General features: G+C 60.7%; 18 protein-coding genes. 6 read left to right on the forward strand and 12 right to left on the reverse strand.

The features are described from left to right. Window position 1 precedes the first annotated feature (1 nt). Entirely contained in the window at window positions 2-976 is a 975-nt protein-coding gene (locus tag JL05_RS23370; RefSeq protein ID WP_033634009.1) for an aldo/keto reductase, read from the forward strand. A 33-nt stretch (window positions 977-1009) separates the two neighbouring features. On the opposite strand, the gene pgpA is transcribed toward JL05_RS23370, so the two are convergent. From pgpA to nrdR, 6 genes are all read right to left on the reverse strand, one after another. Continuing rightward, complete coding sequence (gene pgpA / locus JL05_RS23375) at window positions 1010-1504, reverse strand: phosphatidylglycerophosphatase A (RefSeq protein ID WP_033634010.1); 495 nt, start codon at window positions 1502-1504, stop codon at window positions 1010-1012. Beyond that, window positions 1497-2489, reverse strand: coding sequence for a thiamine-phosphate kinase (gene thiL / locus JL05_RS23380; RefSeq protein ID WP_033634011.1), 993 nt, complete (start codon window positions 2487-2489; stop codon window positions 1497-1499). Before thiL ends, pgpA begins: the two co-directional genes overlap by 8 nt. Before the next feature lie 51 nt (window positions 2490-2540). Continuing rightward, the gene (gene nusB / locus JL05_RS23385; RefSeq protein ID WP_004940384.1) at window positions 2541-2957 is read right to left on the reverse strand and encodes a transcription antitermination factor NusB; all 417 of its coding nucleotides are present in this window, start codon (window positions 2955-2957) and stop codon (window positions 2541-2543) included. A gap of 20 nt (window positions 2958-2977) precedes the next feature. Continuing rightward, window positions 2978-3448 carry a 6,7-dimethyl-8-ribityllumazine synthase gene (gene ribH / locus JL05_RS23390; protein ID WP_004940385.1) on the reverse strand — a complete coding sequence of 157 codons (471 nt, stop codon included), beginning with the start codon at window positions 3446-3448 and terminating at the stop codon, window positions 2978-2980. 107 nt (window positions 3449-3555) lie between these two features. After that, window positions 3556-4665: a bifunctional diaminohydroxyphosphoribosylaminopyrimidine deaminase/5-amino-6-(5-phosphoribosylamino)uracil reductase RibD gene (ribD, locus tag JL05_RS23395; RefSeq protein ID WP_021504683.1), complete on the reverse strand. Its 1110-nt coding sequence runs from the start codon at window positions 4663-4665 to the stop codon at window positions 3556-3558. Window positions 4666-4675: 10 nt separating this feature from the next. After that, window positions 4676-5125 carry a transcriptional regulator NrdR gene (nrdR, locus tag JL05_RS23400; protein ID WP_004940387.1) on the reverse strand — a complete coding sequence of 150 codons (450 nt, stop codon included), beginning with the start codon at window positions 5123-5125 and terminating at the stop codon, window positions 4676-4678. 174 nt (window positions 5126-5299) lie between these two features. Here nrdR and JL05_RS23405 point away from each other — a divergent pair, with 174 nt between their 5' ends. Further along, window positions 5300-5860, forward strand: a complete 561-nt coding sequence (locus JL05_RS23405; RefSeq protein WP_033634012.1) for a SadB/YajI family lipoprotein — start codon at window positions 5300-5302, stop codon at window positions 5858-5860. 65 nt (window positions 5861-5925) lie between these two features. Here the strand turns inward: JL05_RS23405 and secF are convergent, their stop codons facing one another. The 5 genes from secF to queA all read right to left on the reverse strand — a co-directional run bounded on the left by secF (window position 5926) and on the right by queA (window position 11410). Further along, complete coding sequence (secF, locus tag JL05_RS23410) at window positions 5926-6894, reverse strand: protein translocase subunit SecF (RefSeq protein WP_004940389.1); 969 nt, start codon at window positions 6892-6894, stop codon at window positions 5926-5928. Window positions 6895-6904: 10 nt separating this feature from the next. Beyond that, complete coding sequence (gene secD / locus JL05_RS23415) at window positions 6905-8752, reverse strand: protein translocase subunit SecD (protein ID WP_004940390.1); 1848 nt, start codon at window positions 8750-8752, stop codon at window positions 6905-6907. Window positions 8753-8776: 24 nt separating this feature from the next. Next, a complete protein-coding gene (gene yajC, locus JL05_RS23420) occupies window positions 8777-9109 on the reverse strand; it encodes a preprotein translocase subunit YajC (RefSeq protein ID WP_004940391.1) in 333 nt (110 codons plus the stop codon). A 33-nt stretch (window positions 9110-9142) separates the two neighbouring features. Then, a complete protein-coding gene (gene tgt / locus JL05_RS23425) occupies window positions 9143-10267 on the reverse strand; it encodes a tRNA guanosine(34) transglycosylase Tgt (RefSeq protein ID WP_033634014.1) in 1125 nt (374 codons plus the stop codon). A 72-nt stretch (window positions 10268-10339) separates the two neighbouring features. Beyond that, a complete protein-coding gene (gene queA, locus JL05_RS23430; protein ID WP_004940394.1) occupies window positions 10340-11410 on the reverse strand; it encodes a tRNA preQ1(34) S-adenosylmethionine ribosyltransferase-isomerase QueA in 1071 nt (356 codons plus the stop codon). Between the two features lie 120 nt (window positions 11411-11530). Here queA and JL05_RS23435 point away from each other — a divergent pair, with 120 nt between their 5' ends. From JL05_RS23435 to ggt, 3 genes are all read left to right on the forward strand, one after another. Then, entirely contained in the window at window positions 11531-12112 is a 582-nt protein-coding gene (locus JL05_RS23435; RefSeq protein ID WP_004940396.1) for an ACP phosphodiesterase, read from the forward strand. Between the two features lie 229 nt (window positions 12113-12341). Then, window positions 12342-12944, forward strand: a complete 603-nt coding sequence (locus JL05_RS23440) for a peroxiredoxin C (protein ID WP_004940403.1) — start codon at window positions 12342-12344, stop codon at window positions 12942-12944. 234 nt (window positions 12945-13178) lie between these two features. Then, on the forward strand, window positions 13179-14942 hold the full coding sequence (gene ggt / locus JL05_RS23445; protein WP_033634015.1) for a gamma-glutamyltransferase: 1764 nt from the start codon (window positions 13179-13181) through the stop codon (window positions 14940-14942). A 53-nt stretch (window positions 14943-14995) separates the two neighbouring features. On the opposite strand, the gene malZ is transcribed toward ggt, so the two are convergent. After that, window positions 14996-16819: a maltodextrin glucosidase gene (gene malZ / locus JL05_RS23450; protein WP_033634016.1), complete on the reverse strand. Its 1824-nt coding sequence runs from the start codon at window positions 16817-16819 to the stop codon at window positions 14996-14998. A 246-nt stretch (window positions 16820-17065) separates the two neighbouring features. Here malZ and JL05_RS23455 point away from each other — a divergent pair, with 246 nt between their 5' ends. Next, window positions 17066-18322: a mechanosensitive ion channel family protein gene (locus JL05_RS23455; protein ID WP_016928882.1), complete on the forward strand. Its 1257-nt coding sequence runs from the start codon at window positions 17066-17068 to the stop codon at window positions 18320-18322. The last annotated feature ends 129 nt before the right edge of the window (window positions 18323-18451 follow it).

Genomic DNA, 18451 nt, shown 5'->3' on the forward strand with positions numbered 1-18451 from the left:
CATGAAGTACCTGAAACTGGGCAACACCGATCTGAACGTCTCGCGCATCTGCCTGGGTTGCATGACCTATGGCGAACCGAACCGCGGCAATCACGCCTGGACGCTGCCGGAAGAGAGCAGCCGCCCGCTGCTGAAACAGGCGCTGGAAGCCGGCATCAACTTTTTCGACACCGCCAACAGCTATTCCGACGGCAGCAGCGAGGAGATCCTCGGCCGGGCGCTGCGCGACTATGCACGCCGCGAGGACGTCGTTATCGCCACCAAGGTCTATTTCCCGCTGAGCAATCTGAAGCGCGGTTTGTCGCGCGCCAACATCATGCAGTCCATCGACGACAGCCTGCGCCGTCTCGGCACCGACTATGTCGATTTGCTGCAAATCCACCGCTGGGATTACGAAACGCCGCTGGAAGAGACGCTGGAAGCGCTGCACGACGTGGTGAAAGCCGGTAAGGCTCGTTACATCGGCGCCTCCTCGATGTACGCCTGGCAGTTCGCCAAGGCGCTGTATACCGCCGATCTGCACGGCTGGACGCGCTTCGTCAGCATGCAGGATCAATACAACCTGATCCAGCGCGAAGAAGAGCGCGAGATGCACCCGCTGTGCGCCGCCGAAGGCATCGCCGTGCTGCCGTGGAGCCCGCTGGCACGCGGCCGCCTGACCCGCCCCTGGGGCGAAACCACCGCGCGGCTGGTCTCCGACCAGTTCGGCAAAAGCCTGTACGAGGAAACTGAAGGCATCGACGCCATCATCGCCGAACGCGTCGCCAGCCTCGCCGAAGAACGCGGCGTTTCACGCGCGCAGATCGCGCTGGCCTGGTTGCTGAACAAACCGGCGGTCAGCGCGCCGATCGTCGGCGCGTCACGCAGCGAGCAGTTGGATGACGCCATCGCCGCGGTCGATTTGAGTTTGTCGCCGCAAGAGGTGGCGGAACTGGAGACGGCTTACGTACCGCATCGGGTGACGGGATTTGAATAAAGGGAAGCGGGCGCGAAACGCCGCGCCCGTCTGTCAGAACAGCCCGATCGGCCAGTGGTGGCCAATCAGGTAGATGATGCCCGCAGACAGCACGCCGGCGATGATATCGTCGACCATAATGCCCATGCCGCCATGCACGTTGCGGTCGAACCAGCGGATCGGCCACGGCTTCCACATATCCAGAATGCGGAAGATGACGAAACCGGCGGCGACCCAGCGCCAGTCGTTGACCGGCAGCGCCATCAGCGTGATCCACATGCCGACGAACTCATCCCAGACGATGCTGCCGTGATCGTGCACCTTCATGTCTTTTGCCGTGCGGTGGCAAATATAGACGCCGATGCAAATGCTGAACATCACCGTCAGCGAGTAGAGCTGCCACGGCAGTTGGATCAGCAGCAGCCAGAACGGGATCGCCGCCAGCGATCCCATGGTACCCGGCATCACCGGCGACAAACCGCTGCCAAAACCGGTGGCCAGCAGGTGCCACGGATTGCTCATCCGCAGCCGGCGCTTGGCTTCATCCATGGTTGCCCGGCTCCGCATTGAAATGGTCGAACCCGACCCAGTCCAGCTCCACCGCCTCGTCGTTGCGATAATAGCGAATGCCTTCAGACAGCGGACCAATTTGGCCGATGCAGGTGTAGTCGGCCCCGAGGTGGCTCAGCGCCACTTCCAACGCGCCGCGGTTGATTTCCGGCACGGTGAAACACAGCTCGTAATCTTCGCCGCCCGCCAGCGCCCAACGCAGCGCCTGCTCGGCATCCGCGTGGCTGCTCAGCGCCTGCGACATCGGCAGCTCGTCCAGCACGATGCGTGCGCCACAGTCGCTGGCCTTCAGGATGTGTTTCAGATCGGAGATCAGGCCGTCGGAGATGTCGATCGCCGAACTGGCCAGATCGCGCAGCGCCTGCCCCTGCAACACCCGCGGCTGCGGGCGCAGATGGCGAGCGATCAGGTAATCGCGCGCCGCCGTATCCGTCACCGCCAGACGATCCTGCAGGATCGCCAAACCGGCGGCGCTGTCGCCCAGCGTGCCGGTCACATAGATCCAGTCGCCGATGCGCGCGCCGCTGCGGGTCAACGCCCGGCCGGCCGGGATCAAGCCCTGAATGGTCAAGGTCATGCTCAGCGGGCCGCGCGTGGTATCGCCGCCGATCAGTTGCATACCGTAATAGTTGAGCTGATCAAACAGGCTGTCGCTGAAGGCCTTCAGCCAGGGCTCGTTCACCTCCGGCAGGGTCAGGGCCAGCGAGAGCCACGCCGGATCGGCGCCCATCGCCGCCAGATCGCTGAGATTGACCGCCAGCGCTTTATAACCGAGATCGGCCGGATCGATATCCGGCAAGAAGTGCACGCCCGCCACCAACGTATCGGTACTGACGGCCACCAGCTGTTTTTCCGGCACTGCCAGCAGTGCGCAGTCATCTCCAATGCCCAACTGTACATCCCGGCGCACGCGCTTAAACCGGTCAAAATAGCGGGCAATGAGGTCAAATTCACCGCATGCCATATCGATATTCCACGAGAAGAAATTAAGGCCGGGAATGCCGGCCTTAATGTTTTACTTTTTCTTGCGAAGGGTTGGCGCCACTTTATCCAGCACCCCGTTCACAAACTTGTGGCTGTCTTCCGCGCCGAAGGTTTTCGCCAGCTCGATCGCTTCGTTGATCGCCACCTTGTAAGGGACATCCTCACGCATTTTCAGTTCAAACAGCGCGACGCGCAGCACTGCGCGCTCCACCTGGCCCAGCTCTTCGAGCTGACGCGACAGGTATGGCGCCATCAGTTCGTCCAGCATACCTGCATTCACTGCCGCGCCGGACAGCAACTCGCGAAAATAGGCGACGTCAACATCTTTGACATCCTGCTCCGTCAGGAACTGGTGTTCAACATCGGCAAGGTCGTTTTTAGACAACTGCCAAGAGTAAAGCGCTTGAACAGCGCACTCACGAGCGCGGCGACGAGCAGCAGGTTTCACGGAATTCCCCTTAACTAAATTCAGGCTTTAATAGCTTTGATAACATTAATCATTTCAAGTGCGGTCAACGCGGCTTCAGCGCCCTTGTTGCCCGCTTTGGTGCCGGCGCGTTCGATCGCCTGTTCGATGCTTTCGGTGGTCAGCACGCCAAAGGCAACCGGGATTTCGGCATTCATCGCAACGTTGCCGATGCCGGAGCTGGCTTCGCCCGCCACATATTCGAAGTGCGCGGTGCCCCCACGGATAACGGTGCCCAGCGCGATAACCGCGTCGTATTTGCCGGTTTTGGCCAATACGCTCGCCGTCAACGGCAGCTCGTAAGCGCCCGGGACCCAGACAACGGTGATGTTGTCGTCAGCAACCTGACCAATGCGTTTCAGCGCGTCGATGGCGCCTTCCAGCAGGCTGTCGTTGATGAAATTGTTAAAACGTGCAATTGCGATCGCCACACGGGCATTTGGAGTAGCAACAACACCTTCGATAACTTTCATGGGCTTTCCTTAAAAATGGGTTCAATACCCCGCAGGGGGGCGGATTCTATCATATTCTTTCATCGCCTGCGCGGCGCTTTTGTAAAACCGGCGCGCGGGCGCGAGATTCAGTGTTTCGCCCGCAGGCGCAAACGCAGATCGGGGCCAACCTGGCGCACGTCGCTAAAGACGAATTCCGGCGCGTCGGCCAACCGCTCCAGGCCCGGCAGGTGGCACAGGCCACGGCCATTATCGCCCAACAGTTTTGGCGCGATGTACAAAATGAGCTCATCCACCAGGCCGGCCTGCAGCAGCGCGCCGGCCAGCGATGCGCCCGCCTCCACCCAGATTGAATTCACCTGGCGCTTGGCCAACAGCATCATCATCACCACCAGATCGACGCCGCCGCCGTGCGCCGGGCAGATAAACTGCTCAACGTCTTGCGGCCAGGCCTGTTCATCCGCCTGCAGGCGCGCCAGCCAGGTGGCGCCCGGCTGCTGCACCACGCGGTGCTGCGGGGTAATGCGGTTTTGGCTGTCGAGCAGGATGCGCAGCGGCTGACGCAGATTTTCGCGCGGATAGAGGCGCTGGGTCTCCGCATCCAACTCATCCCAACGCACCGTCAGCGACGGATCGTCCGCCAGCACGGTGGCGCTGGTGCTGAGAATGGCGGCGCTCTGCGCGCGCAGGCGCTGCACGTCCTGACGCGCTTCGGGTGAGGTGATCCACTGGCTCTCGCCGGAGGCCATCGCCGTGCGCCCGTCCAGCGACGCGCCCAGCTTCAGTTGCACATAGGGGAAACCGGTGCGCATGCGTTTGAGGAAGCCCAGGTTGACCGCTTCGGCCTCGGCCAGCATCAGGCCGTGCCGCACCTCGACGCCGGCCTGCTGCAGCTTGTACAGCCCGCGCCCCGCCACCTGCGGATTGGGATCTTGCATCGCCGCGACCACTCGCGTTACGCCGGCGGCCACCAGCGCATCGGCGCAGGGCGGCGTGCGGCCGTGATGGCTGCACGGCTCGAGCGTCACATAGGCGGTGGCGCCGCGCGCCTTGTCGCCCGCCATACGCAGCGCATGCACTTCCGCGTGCGGCTCGCCGGCGCGCAGATGATAGCCTTCACCGACAATTTCGCCGTCGCGCACGATAACGCAGCCGACGTTCGGATTGGGCGCGGTGGTGAAACGCCCCAGGCGCGCCAGTTCGAAGGCGCGCGCCATATAAAATTCGTCGTGATGCATGAAAGATCCTTTAGTCTTGCAGGCGGGCAATCTCTTCGCCGAACTCGCGCACGTCCTCGAAGCTGCGGTACACCGACGCAAAGCGAATGTAGGCGACCTTATCCAGCTTTTTCAACGCGTCCATCACCAGGTTGCCCACCAGTTTGGTCGGCACTTCGCGTTCGCCGGTGGCGCGCAGTTGGGATTTGATATGATTAAGGGCGTTTTCCACGTCGTCCGAGCTTACCGGGCGCTTTTCCAGCGCTTTCAGCATGCCGCGACGCAGTTTGTCTTCGTTGAACGGCTCGCGCACCTCATCGCTTTTAATCACTCGCGGCATCACCAGCTCGGCCACCTCGAAGGTGGTGAAGCGTTCATTGCACACCAGACACTGGCGGCGGCGGCGCACTTGCGAACCGTCCCCCACCAGGCGGGAATCAATGACTTTGGTATCAACGGCGGCGCAGAAAGGGCAATGCATAACACGTCCTGATAAACGTTTTTATAGATAAATGCAGTTTACCCCGAAGTGCAGCGACAACAAAGGGCGGCGGCCATTTGTTGCGACACGCAGCCGGGAAGCGGCGCCGATATGACTTTCCCCTCCGGGCGGACTAAGCTGATAACAGGAGATTCAGCATAGGAAATCGCCGTCATGACAACCCGTTACCCCAAAATCACCCTGCTCGCCGCCGCCGTGTTGCTGGCAGGCTGCGCGCACAACGCCGCCGTCCCTCAACTGCGCCATCAGGTCGCCGCGCTGAACCAGAAAGTGAGCGTGCTGACCGATCAAACCACCGCGTTGGAGCGGCAGAATATGCTCAATCAGCACTCCGACAACGGCGTCTACCTGCTGCCGGCGGCCCGAAGCGCCGCCCGTTTGCAGAGCGGCATCGGCGAGCTGAGCGTTTCGCTGAGCCACATCAAGAGCGAAGCCAACGGCACGCAGGCGCAGCTGCATGTGCGCATCCTCTCACAGGCCACGCTGCCGCCGTTCAACGCGGTGGTGGAGTGGGGCCAACTGGATGAGGCCACCGGCCGGCCGTTGACCGCCGAGGCGCTGTCGCAACCGATCGTCAGCGCCGACTCGCTGCTGCCGAAACCCGGTCAGGATTTCGAGCTGCGCTTCAGCGGCCTGACGCCGGAACAGCTCGGCTATATCCGTCTGCACAGTCTGGTTTCGACTGCCCAACCGGCGGTGGTGCAGCAACACTGAAAACTCGAGGCAAAAAAAAGGAGCGCCATCGGCGCTCCTTCTCATTTCGCTGAATACTGCGGCGGTTAAGGCAGAATCGAAGGCTGATCCGCGCCCTCTTTTTCCACTTTTTGCTGCAGCATGTGCTCGCGTTTCATCCCCAGCTTCAACGCAAGCGCGGACGCGACGTAGATGGAGGAAACGGTACCGATCGACACGCCGATCAACATCGCCAGCGAGAAGCCTTGCAGCATCGCGCCACCGAAGATGTACAGCATCAGTACCACCATCAGGGTAGTACCGGAAGTCATCAGCGTACGGCTCAGCGTCTGGGTCAACGACACGTTCATGATCTCGTAAGGCGTGCCGCGGCGGATCTTGCGGAAGTTCTCACGAATACGGTCGGATACCACGATACTGTCGTTCAGCGAGTAACCGATAACCGACATCAGGGACGCGACGATGGTCAGGTCAATCTCGATATGGAACAGCGACAGCACGCCCAGCGTGATGATCACGTCGTGCGCCAGCGCGATAACCGCCCCCAGCGCCAGGCGCCATTCGAAGCGGAAACCGACGTAGATCAGGATACAGATCAACGCCACCAGCAGCGCCATGCCGCCGGTTTGCGCCAGTTCGCTGCCCACGCTCGGGCCGACGAACTCGATGCGCTTCACGGTGGCGTTTTTATCCACCGAGTCGTTGATCACGCCGATCACCTTATTGCCCAGTTCCTGGCCTGCGGTGCCGGTCGCCGGTGGCATGCGTACCATCACGTCGCGGCTGCTGCCGAAGTTCTGGATGATCGGATCCTGGAACCCGGCCTTCTCCAGCGTATCGCGCATCAGGTCGAGGTTAGCCGGCTTCTCCAGGTTGATTTCAATCACCGTACCGCCGGTGAAATCCAGACCCCAGTTAAACCCGCGCACCGACATGGTGACAATCGACGCGACCAACAGCAGCAACGAGATGCCGAAGGCCAAATAGTCCCAGCGCATAAAGTCGTAGACTTTACGGCCGTAGTTGAGTTGCTCAACAGTATAATCCTGTGCCACAACGCACTCCTCAGATAGACAGCTTGTTAATGCGTTTGCCGCCGTAAAGCAGGTTGACGATGGCACGGGTACCGACAATCGCGGTGAACATGGACGTCGCCACACCGATAGCGGTGGTGATCGCAAAGCCTTTGATCGAACCGGTGCCCACTGCGTACAGGATGACCGCGGTGATCAGGGTGGTGATGTTGGCGTCGACGATACTGGAGAACGCGCCTTTATAGCCCTCATGGATCGCCTGCTGAACGGACCGGCCGTTCTTCAGCTCCTCCTTGATACGTTCGTTAATCAGTACGTTGGCGTCGACCGCCACCGCCAGCGTCAACACGATCCCGGCAATGCCCGGCATGGTCAGCGTCGCCCCCGGCAACAGGGACATCACGCCGACGATCAGCACCAGGTTGGCGACCAGCGCCGTGGTGGCGATCACGCCGAACTTACGGTACCAGACCACCATGAAGACGATGGACGCCACCAGGCCCCACAGACAGGCTTCCAGACCTTGGGTGATGTTCTGCTGACCCAGGGTTGGACCGATGGTGCGCTCTTCGACGATCTGAATCGGCGCGATCAGCGCACCCGCACGCAGCAGCAGCGAAAGCTGACGCGCTTCGTTCGGGTTGCCGATGCCGGTGATGCGGAAGCTGTTGCCCAGACGCGACTGAATGTTCGCCACGTTGATCACTTCTTCCTGTTTCACCAGCACCGCACGGCCGTTGGCGTCTTTCTTGCCGCTGTCCTTATACTCCACGAACAGGGTCGCCATCGGCTTGCCGATGTTGTCCTTGGTGAAGTTGGACATCGACGTGCCGCCGGCGCTGTCCAGCGAGATGTTAACCTGCGGCTGGTTGTATTCGTCGGTGCTCGAAGTGGAGTCGGTGATGTGGTCACCGGTCAGGATCACGCGCTTGTACAGCACGATCGGCTGGCCGTCACGGGTGTATTTCACCTCGGAGTCGCCCGGCACGCGGCCGTTGGCCGCCGCAGTGGCGTCCGCATTGGTGTTCACCAGACGGAACTCCAGGGTCGCGGTGGCGCCCAGAATTTCTTTGGCGCGCGCGGTGTCCTGAATGCCCGGCAGCTCAACCACGATGCGGTCGGCGCCCTGGCGCTGCACCAGCGGTTCGGCGACGCCGAGCTGGTTGACGCGGTTACGCAGGATAGTGATGTTCTGCTGTACGGCGTATTCGCGCGCTTCGCTCAGACGGGCGTCCGTCAGGTTGGCTTTCATGGTGTTGGCGCCATTGGCGGACAGCACCAGATCGCGCTGACGCGGGCCGATGTAACTGATGGCCTGGTCGCGAGCCGCATCGTCGCGGAAGCGAACTTCCACGCCGTTGTTGTCCAGCTTGCGGATAGACGCGTAAGGAATGCCCTTCTCGCGCAGCTCGCTGCGCAGGGTATCCATGGTCTGTTCCTGCAGCTTGCTCAGCGCGGTGTCCATGTCCACTTCCATCAGGAAGTGCACGCCGCCGCGCAGGTCCAGGCCGAGTTTCATCGGCTCTGCGCCCAGCATGGCCAGCCAGGTCGGCGTGGCCGGCGCCAGGTTCAGCGCCACGACGAATTTGTCACCCAGCTCGGTCACCAGCGCTTCGCGGGCGCGCAGCTGAACGTCAGGATCTTTAAAGCGAGCCAGGATGGCGCCATTTTCCAGCGCAATCGACTTGCTCGCGATGTTGTCTTTTTCTAATACGGTACGGACCTGGTCCAGCGTAGTTTCACTGGCGGCGACGCCGCGCGCGCCAGTGATTTGTACGGCCGGATCCTCACCGTAGATGTTGGGAAGCGCATAAAGCAGACCGACGAGGATCACGACGATCAACATCAGATACTTCCACAAAGGATAACGGTTTAGCACGGCAATTCCCTTCGGGAAAAAAGATTACAGGGCCTTCATGGTACCTTTCGGCAGAACGGCCGCCACGAAGTCACGCTTGATCATCACTTCCGTGGTGTCGTTCAGCGCGATGGCGATGATGCCGGTGTCGGCCACTTTGGTCACGCGACCGATCAGGCCGCCGGTGGTCAGCACTTCGTCGCCTTTACCGATGGAGTCCATCAGCTTCTTGTGATCTTTCGCGCGTTTCTGCTGTGGGCGCAGGATCATGAAGTAGAAGATCAGGCCGAACACCACCAGCATAATGATCAGAGAGTACGGGCTTCCCTGAGCCGGAGCCCCTGCGGATGCGACGGCGTCAGAAATGAAAAAGCTCATTGAAATTCCCTCATTAAGTTATCAATTATTAGATCAAGCGTTTAAAGGCGGAATCGGCTTGCCGATCCGACCATAGAAATCCGCAACAAACTGCTCTAATTTACCCTCTTCGATAGCCTGGCGTAAACCCGCCATCAGGCGCTGGTAGTGACGCAGGTTATGAATCGTGTTCAGTCGAGCACCCAATATTTCGTTGCAACGGTCGAGATGGTGCAAGTAGGCGCGGCTGTAATGGCGACAAGTGTAGCAATCACAGTCCTTATCCAGCGGAGAAGTATCATCCTTGTGCTTGGCATTACGGATTTTTACCACACCGTCAGTCACGAACAAATGGCCGTTGCGGGCGTTGCGGGTCGGCATGACGCAATCGAACATGTCGATGCCGCGGCGCACGCCTTCCACCAAATCTTCCGGCTTGCCGACACCCATCAAATAGCGTGGCTTATCTTCCGGAATTTGCGGGCAAACGTGTTCAAGAATGCGATGCATATCCTCTTTCGGCTCGCCTACAGCCAAGCCGCCCACAGCGTACCCGTCAAAGCCGATATCCACCAGCCCTTTGACGGAAACATCACGTAAATCTTCGTAAACGCCGCCCTGAATGATGCCGAACAGCGCATTTTTATTTTCCAGTTCGTCGAAACGCTTGCGGCTGCGCTGTGCCCAACGCAGCGACATTTCCATCGAACGCTTGGCGTAGTCCCAGTCGGCCGGGTATGGCGTGCATTCGTCGAAGATCATCACGATGTCGGAGCCCAGGTCATACTGGATCTCCATCGATTTTTCCGGGCTCAGGAACACCTTGTCGCCGTTGATCGGGTTGCGGAAGTACACGCCTTCCTCTTTGATCTTGCGCATCGCCCCCAGGCTGAACACCTGGAAACCGCCGGAGTCGGTGAGGATCGGACCTGGCCACTGCATGAAGTCGTGCAGATCGCCGTGCAGTTTCATGATCTCCTGGCCCGGGCGCAGCCACAGGTGGAAGGTGTTGCCCAGCAGGATCTGCGCGCCGGTCTCTTTCACTTCTTCCGGCGTCATGCCCTTGACCGTACCGTAGGTACCGACCGGCATAAAGGCCGGGGTTTCCACCACGCCGCGGTCGAAAATCAGGCGGCCGCGGCGAGCGCGGCCATCGGTAGTTTGTAGTTCGTACTTCACAAAGCCTCCAGCATCAGAGAAACAGTCTGATGTCGTTGAAACGGGGCCGCGCCGTGCGCGCAGCCCGGGAATTTAGCCGCCGACGGACTCGTTTTCCGCCTGCGGATTACGGCTGATGAACATCGCATCGCCGTAGCTGAAAAAGCGATACTGCTCGGCCACCGCCTGCTGATAGGCGTTCATGGTATTTTTATAGCCGGCGAAGGCCGACACCAGCATGATCAGGGTGGATTCCGGCAGGTGGAAGTTGGTCACCAGCGCGTCGATCACCTGGTAGTGATAGCCCGGATAGATAAAGATGCTGGTGTCGCCGAAGAACGGCGCAATCAGCGCCTCTTTGCTGGCCGCCGCGGCGCTTTCCAGCGAACGCACCGAGGTGGTGCCCACCGCCACCACGCGCTTGCCGCGCGCTTTGCAGGCCAGCACCGCATCCACGACCTCCTGCGGCACTTCGGCGTATTCGGCGTGCATCACGTGATCTTCGATGGTTTCCACGCGCACCGGCTGGAAGGTGCCGGCGCCGACGTGCAGCGTCACGAACGCCATTTCCACGCCCTTGGCGCGCAGCGCCGCCAGCAGCGGTTCGTCGAAATGCAGGCCGGCGGTCGGCGCGGCGACCGCGCCCGGCTTCTCGCTGTAAACCGTCTGATACAGCTCGCGGTCGGCGTCTTCATCCGGGCGAGCGATATACGGCGGCAGCGGCATATGGCCGGCCGCGTTGAGAATGGTGAATACGTCACGCTCGTCGTTGAAACGCAGCTCGAACAGCGTCTCATGGCGCGCCACCATGGTGGCGGCGATGCTCTCGTCATCCCCCAGCAGCAGCTCGGCGCCCGGCTTGGGCGCTTTCGACGCGCGCACGTGCGCCAGCACGCGATGGTCGTCCAGCACGCGCTCCACCAGCACTTCAATCTTGCCGCCGCTGACCTTGCGGCCGAACATGCGCGCCGGGATCACGCGGGTATTGTTGAACACCAGCAGATCGCCGGCCTCCAGCTTGTCCAGCAGATCGGTGAATACACCATGCGTCAGCGCCCCGCTCGGCCCGTCCAGCTGCAGCAGGCGGCATGCGCTGCGCTCGGCCTGGGGATAATGGGCAATCAGGGATTCGGGAAGTTCAAACGAAAAATCAGCGACGCGCATGGGTATTCACTTCTTCAATTTAGGGCTGGTTGGTAAAAAACAGGCGGCCTAGTCTAAAGCCGGGGGCGGTCAGCGGCAAGAAATAAGGAGGATTTGCCTGACTTCAGGTATAGTTGAGGGATGAATTTTCTCGCTCATCTTCACCTGGCCATGCTGGCGGACAGCTCGCTGCTGGGCAACCTGCTGGCCGACTTCGTGCGCGGCAACCCCGCCGCCGACTACCAGCCCGATGTGGTGGCCGGCATCATGATGCACCGCCGCGTCGACGTGTTGACCGACAGCCTGCCGCAGGTCAAAACCAGCCGCGACTATTTCAGCGCCCCCTACCGCCGCGTGGCGCCGATCACCCTCGACGTGGTGTGGGACCATTTTTTGGCGCGCCACTGGCAGCAGCTGGAGCCCTCGCGCGATCTGCACCAGTTTACCCAGGAAGCCCGCAGCCAGATCGAACCTTACCTGCCGCTCACGCCGCCGCGTTTTCAGAACCTGAACGGCTATCTGTGGCCGGAGCGCTGGCTGGAACGCTACGCCGAATTGCCGTTCATCGCCCGAGTGTTGCAGGGCATGGCCAGCCGCCGCCCGCGCCTCGAAGCGCTGGCCGGCTCGTTCGCCGATGTCGAACAACATTATCATCAGCTTGAAACACAATTCTGGCAGTTTTATCCGCAAATGATGCGGCAGGCGAAGGAAAAAACGCTCTGAGGTCAAGCCCAAGCGTTTGAAATTGCTGCGCCTTGCAAGAATTTACGTTTTGCCGCTTGCCCTTTTGTGGGAAAAGGTTATTTTTAAAGCTCGATAAAATATATCAACGACTTTGATAGGTGAAAGCTATCTCATCGATTGGTCTTTTACCCTTTATTCACCAAGTCACGGCCCCTATACTGGCCCTTGCTTTTACATCCACCCTTTAACACCTATTACAGGAGTAATTATGGTCCTGGTAACTCGTCAAGCCCCTGACTTCACTGCAGCTGCCGTACTGGGTAGCGGAGAAATCGTTGAAAACTTCAACCTGAAGAAGCACCTGAACGGCAAACCAGCCGTCCTGTTCTTCTGGCCAATGGACTTCACCTTCGTATGCCCTTCCGAGCTGATCGCTTTCGATCACCGCTATGAAGAGTTCCAGAAGCGTGGCGTTGAAGTGGTTGGCGTTTCCTTCGACTCAGAATTCGTTCACAACGCATGGCGTAAAACCCCTGTCGACAAAGGCGGCATCGGTGAAGTGAAATACGCAATGGTTGCTGACGTTAAGCGTGAAATCCAGAAAGCTTACGGCATCGAACACCCGGAAGCCGGCGTTGCGCTGCGCGGCTCCTTCCTGATCGACAAAGACGGCATCGTGCGTGCTCAGGTGGTTAACGACCTGCCAATCGGCCGTAACATCGACGAAATGATCCGTACCGTTGACGCGCTGCAATTCCACGAAGAGCACGGTGAAGTGTGCCCGGCTCAGTGGGAAAAAGGCAAAGCAGGTATGGGCGCTTCCCCAGACGGCGTGGCAAAATACCTGTCTGAAAACGCTGCCAAGCTGTAATTTCAGCCTGATAGTGAATCAACCGGCCCCCGCGGCCGGTTTTTTTATGCTCCATTTTGGGGCAGCCCGCCCGCCTTCAGTGCTTTATTTCCCTGTTTCCGCTCACATTTCCTACCCTGTTCACCGCGCGTACGCCCATCTGCGGCTACTATCAATAACGCTGGCTCGCGCTTTGCAAGCGAGTAACGGCAAGCAAACACAACACAATAAAAAACTGACAGGGTAGGAATAACTATGTTTTTACAGAAATGGAGCAAACCCCTGACCATGGCGGCGCTGCTGGTCAGCGGCAGCCTGTACGCGGCATCCAACCCAGCGGTGGAGGCCCAAAACGGCATGGTGGTCACCTCGCAGCATCTGGCCTCGCAGGTCGGGGTGGATATCCTGAAAATGGGCGGCAACGCCATCGACGCCGCCGTGGCGGTCGGCTATGCGCAAGCGGTGGTTAACCCCTGCTGCGGCAACATCGGCGGCGGCGGCTTTATGACCGTCCACCTGGCGGACGGCACCGATACCTTCATCAACTTCCGCGAAACCGCGCCGGCGGCGGCCAGCGCCAACATGTATCTGGAGGCCGACGGCAAGGTGAAAAAAGACGCCAGCCTGTACGGCTATCTGGCGGCGGGCGTGCCGGGCACCGTGCTGGGGATGGAAACCGCGCGTGAGAAGTACGGCAAGCTGAGCCGCGAACAGGTGCTGGCGCCGGCGATCAAGCTGGCGCGCGAAGGTTTTGTGCTGACCCGCGCCGACACCGATATCCTCGACACCACCATCGCACGCTTCAAGCAGGATCCCGAATCGGCCAAAATCTTCCTGCGCCCGGACGGCAGTCCGCTGCAGCCGGGGGATAAACTGGTGCAAACCGATCTGGCCAACACGCTGGAGGCCATCGCCAAAGGCGGAACCGACGCCTTCTATAAAGGCAAGATCCCGCAGGCGGTGGAGGCGGCAGCCAAACAGGGCGGCGGCATTTTGACGGCGGCCGACTTCGCCAACTACAAAGTCACCGAAACGCCGCCGATCACCTGCAGCTATCGCGGCTACAAGTTCGTGTCGGCGCCGCCTCCCAGCTCCGGCGGCGTGACGCTGTGCGAAATCCTCAACGTGGTGGAAGGCTATGATCTGAAAAGCATGGGCTTCAACTCGGCGGCGGCCATTCACACCATGACCGAAGCGATGCGTCATGCCTACATGGATCGCAACACCTACCTGGGCGACCCGGAATTCATCAAGAACCCGATCGACCGGCTGGTGAGCAAGAGCTACGCCGAGCAGATCCGCAAGAAAATCGTCGCGGACAAGGCCACGCCGTCGGAAAACGTGCAGCCCGGCATGGAGCCGCATGAGAAGCCGGAAACCACCCACTATTCGATTGTCGATCACGACGGCAACGCGGTCTCCACCACCTATACCGTCAACGGCCGCTTCGGCGCTGTCGTCATCGCACCGGGCACCGGCTTCTTCCTCAATGACGAGATGGACGACTTTACGGTCAAAGTGGGCGAGAAAAACCTGTACGGGCTGGTGCAGGGCACCGCCAACAGCATTGCCCCCGGTAAGCGCCCACTATCGTCGATGAGCCCGACGCTGGTGACCAAGGACAACAAGATCTTTATGGTGCTGGGTTCGCCGGGCGGTTCGCGCATCATCACCATCACCCTGCAGACCGCGTTGAACGTGATCGACCACGGCATGGCGCCGCAGGAAGCGGTGGACGCGCCGCGCATCCATCACCAATGGTTGCCGGATGAGGTGTACTACGAACAGCGCGGCGTTTCCGCCGATACGCTGAAGCTGCTGAGCGGCATGGGCTATAAGATGGTCGAGCAAACGCCGTGGGGCGCCGCCGAACTGATTCTGGTCGGCTTGCCGGGCGCGGCGGGCGTCACTCCGGCCAACTCCGGCAACGATTCGGCGGTTTCCGGCAAAGTGCGCGAAGGCTATCTGTACGGCGCCAACGACGTGCGCCGTCCGGCAGGCTCCGCGGTCGGTTACTGATGTAAATACCCACTCACCTTAATCGCGGGGGCGTTTCTGCCCCCGCACTCCCTTTAGCCCTCGCAGCGCCATACGGTGGCCGACTCTTCCGCCAACTGCAGCCGCAACCCGCCCGCCGTTTCGCTCAACTCTCCCCGCCCTTCCACACGCCGCCACGGGCCGCGCGCCAACAGCGGGTTATGCGGCAGCTGCGCCTGGCCGCTGCCGTCGCGCTGCAGCGCCACCAACACCTGCTCCTGCTGATACAGGCGCACGAACACCAGCGTTTCTCCGCTGGCGTACAACACCTGGCAGCCGCCACGGCGCAAGGCCAGGCTCTGTTTACGCAGCGCCGCCATGCGCTGGAACAGCGCCAGCAGCGGCCGGTCCCAGTCGCCGACGTCCCACGGGAACGGCTTGCGGCAGAACGGATCGTTGCCGCCGTCCAACCCAATCTCATCGCCATAATAGAGGCAAGGCACACCGATCCAGCTCAGCAGCCACACCGCCGCCATCTGCATGCGCGCCGCGTTCCCCTGCAACAGCGTGAGGAAACGCGCGGTATCGTGGCTGTCCAGCTGATTGAACTGGATCAGCTGGCGGCTGTGCGGCAGCCCGGCGCGGTAACCGTCCATCCACTGCGCGCACCCGGCGGCGTCCAGCCGCACCGGGTGGTAGGCCACGTCCAGCCCCGCCAAAAACGCCCGCACCGGCAGCGCGAAGCCCATGTAGTTCATCGCCGCATCCTCCACGCCGGCGTGCAGCCAGCGGCGCGCGTCGCCGAAGTGCTCGCCCAAGACATAGGCCTGCGGATTCTCCTGCTTCACCACCTGATAGATGCCCGCCAGGTGGCGCAGATTGCCGGTGGCGCCGCCGTTCTCCCCCAGCATATGCACCACGTCCAGCCGCCAGCCGTCGATGCTGTACGGCGGGCGCAGCCAGTGACGCACCACGCTGCCTTCGCCCTGATAAATCGCTTCCGCCACCTGCGGCTCGGCGAAGTTGAGCTTCGGCAGGCTGGCGTTGCCCTTCCAGTCGAGCGCGCGGCCGTCCGGGTAGAAGTTGAACCAGCCGCGATACGGCGAATCGGGGTGGTGACAGGCGCCGTTTTCGCCCTGACGATGGCGGTCAAACCACGGGTGCGAATCGCCGGTGTGGTTGAAGACCCCGTCCAACACCAGTTTCATGCCCACCTTGTGAGTGCTTACTCGCAAACGCTGCAGCGCCGCGTTGCCGCCGAAGTGCGGATCGACCTGGTAATAGTCCTCGGTATCGTACTTATGCACGCTCGGCGCGGTAAAAATCGGGTTCAGGTACAGCGCCGTCACGCCCAGCTGCTGCAGGTACGGCAGTTTGCCGCTGATGCCGTCCAGATCGCCGCCGTAAAAGGTCGAGGCGGCGTGGCGATCCTCCAACGGGTGCTGCCAGTCGCGCCGAATCACCTCGGCGCCGGCCGCATGATGGCGATAGCTGCCGCTCTGGATGCCGTGCTCGCCGCCGCTGCTGGCGAAGCGATCGGGAAAAATCTGGTAGAACAGCTGATCCGCCACCCACTCGGGGCCATTGTCAGGATCGTCGACGGCGAACTGCGCCAGCTGGCCCGGCGGCGTTGGCGACCAGCCCTGCGGGCCGAACCACTGTTGGCGATCGGCCCACAGCAGCTTGAAGCAGTAACGCCGCGTCGGCTCGCCCTCATTCAGCGTCAGGCTGGCCTGGTAGCGCCGCATCCCCTCGTGGCGCTGCGCTTTCATCACCAGCAGCCACTCTTCATTGTCCGGTTCGGCGCGCAAAAACACCCGTTCCGGCAGTTCATCCCCTTGTAACCACAGCGTGATATCCAAACGTTGCCCTTGCTTCACCACAAAAGGCGGGACCGGTTGATGCCAGGCGTTAAGCATACTGTTCTCCTGCTGTACCAAACGAAATCGACGGCGTTCTTCAAGAAACGAACAATGCCACGTTAAGTGCAACTCCCCCTCCTCTCTGGCCGCAAAACCCGGGGATGAGCCGGGGGGCGGAGACCGAAAAATAGCGCTAACTTGATGTAAAAAAAGGTAAACAGGCACAAATCCTGCACGTTACCCCTTAGGCTAACGCGTTTTAAGTTTACAGGATATTTTTTGCGCATTTTTTAAGGAGCGGTAATGCAACAACAGATAACGCGCTGGCTGGAACAGTTTGGTTTGGAATTCGGCGGAGTGATGTCGCTGTTGATGGTATTGGGGTTGATTGTTCTGATCTCGGTGGCGATCCACCTAGTGCTGCACCGGGTGGTGTTGGCTGCTCTTCAGCGCCGTGGCCAGCAATCGCAGCGCGTCTGGCAACAGGCCATCACCCAATACAAACTGTTCCAGCGCGTGGCGCTGCTGCTGCAAGGGGTGATCATCAGTATCCAGGCGACGCTGTGGCTGCAGAGCGGCAGCCAGACTCAGGCGGTGATCGTTACCGCCGCACAGGTGTGGATCCTCGCCTTCACCCTGCTGTCGCTGTTCTCGCTGCTGGATACGCTGCTGGCGCTGCTGCGCCAAAGCCCGATTTCCAATCAGCTGCCGCTGCGCGGCATTTTCCAGGGCCTGAAACTGGTGGCGGCGATCCTGATCGGCATCATGATCGTCTCATTGCTGATGGGCAAATCGCCGCTGCTACTGCTCAGCGGCCTGGGCGCCATGACCGCGGTCTTGATGTTGGTGTTCAAGGATCCGATCCTCGGGCTGGTGGCCGGCATTCAGCTCTCCGCCAACGATATGCTGAAGATCGGCGACTGGCTGGAAATGCCGAAATACGGCGCCGACGGCGCGGTCACCGACATCGGCCTGACCACGGTCAAAGTGCGTAACTGGGACAACACCGTCACCACCATACCGACCTACGCGCTGATCTCCGACTCGTTCAAAAACTGGCGTTCGATGTCGGAATCCGGCGGGCGCCGCATCAAGCGCAGCTTGAATATCGACACCGGCAGCGTGCACTTCCTGTCGGAAGAGGAACAGCGCCGCCTGCAGCGCAACCCGCTGCTGCACAGCTACCTGAACGTTAAGACCCAGGAACTGAGCCAGCACAACCAGGAGATCGCCGTCGATCTGGCCTCGCCGCTCAACGGCCGCCGTCTCACCAACCTCGGCACGCTGCGCGCCTATCTGGAAGCCTACCTGCGCGCTCATCCGCGTATTCACCAGAACATGACGCTGATGGTACGCCAGCTGGCGCCGACGCCGGAGGGCCTGCCGCTGGAAATCTACGCCTTCACCAACACCACGGTTTGGGCGGAGTATGAAAGCATTCAGGCGGATATTTTCGACCATATCCTGGCGGTGATCGACGAGTTCGGCCTGCGCGTGCATCAGACGCCGACCGGCAACGACCTGCGCGGCATGCTGCGACAAAGCGCGAACGCTTCCTGACGTCAGCTGACGTAACTGTGTCTGCTGGTAATTATTCGCTTTCAATTGCCAGCAGATATCTCCATCCCCTTCTTTTCCCCGGCGAAAACGGCGTTAATGCGCCATCACCTTCACCACCGAGAGGGAAAG

The sequence above is a fragment of the Serratia nematodiphila DZ0503SBS1 genome (assembly GCF_000738675.1).
Lineage (GTDB): Bacteria > Pseudomonadota > Gammaproteobacteria > Enterobacterales > Enterobacteriaceae > Serratia > Serratia nematodiphila.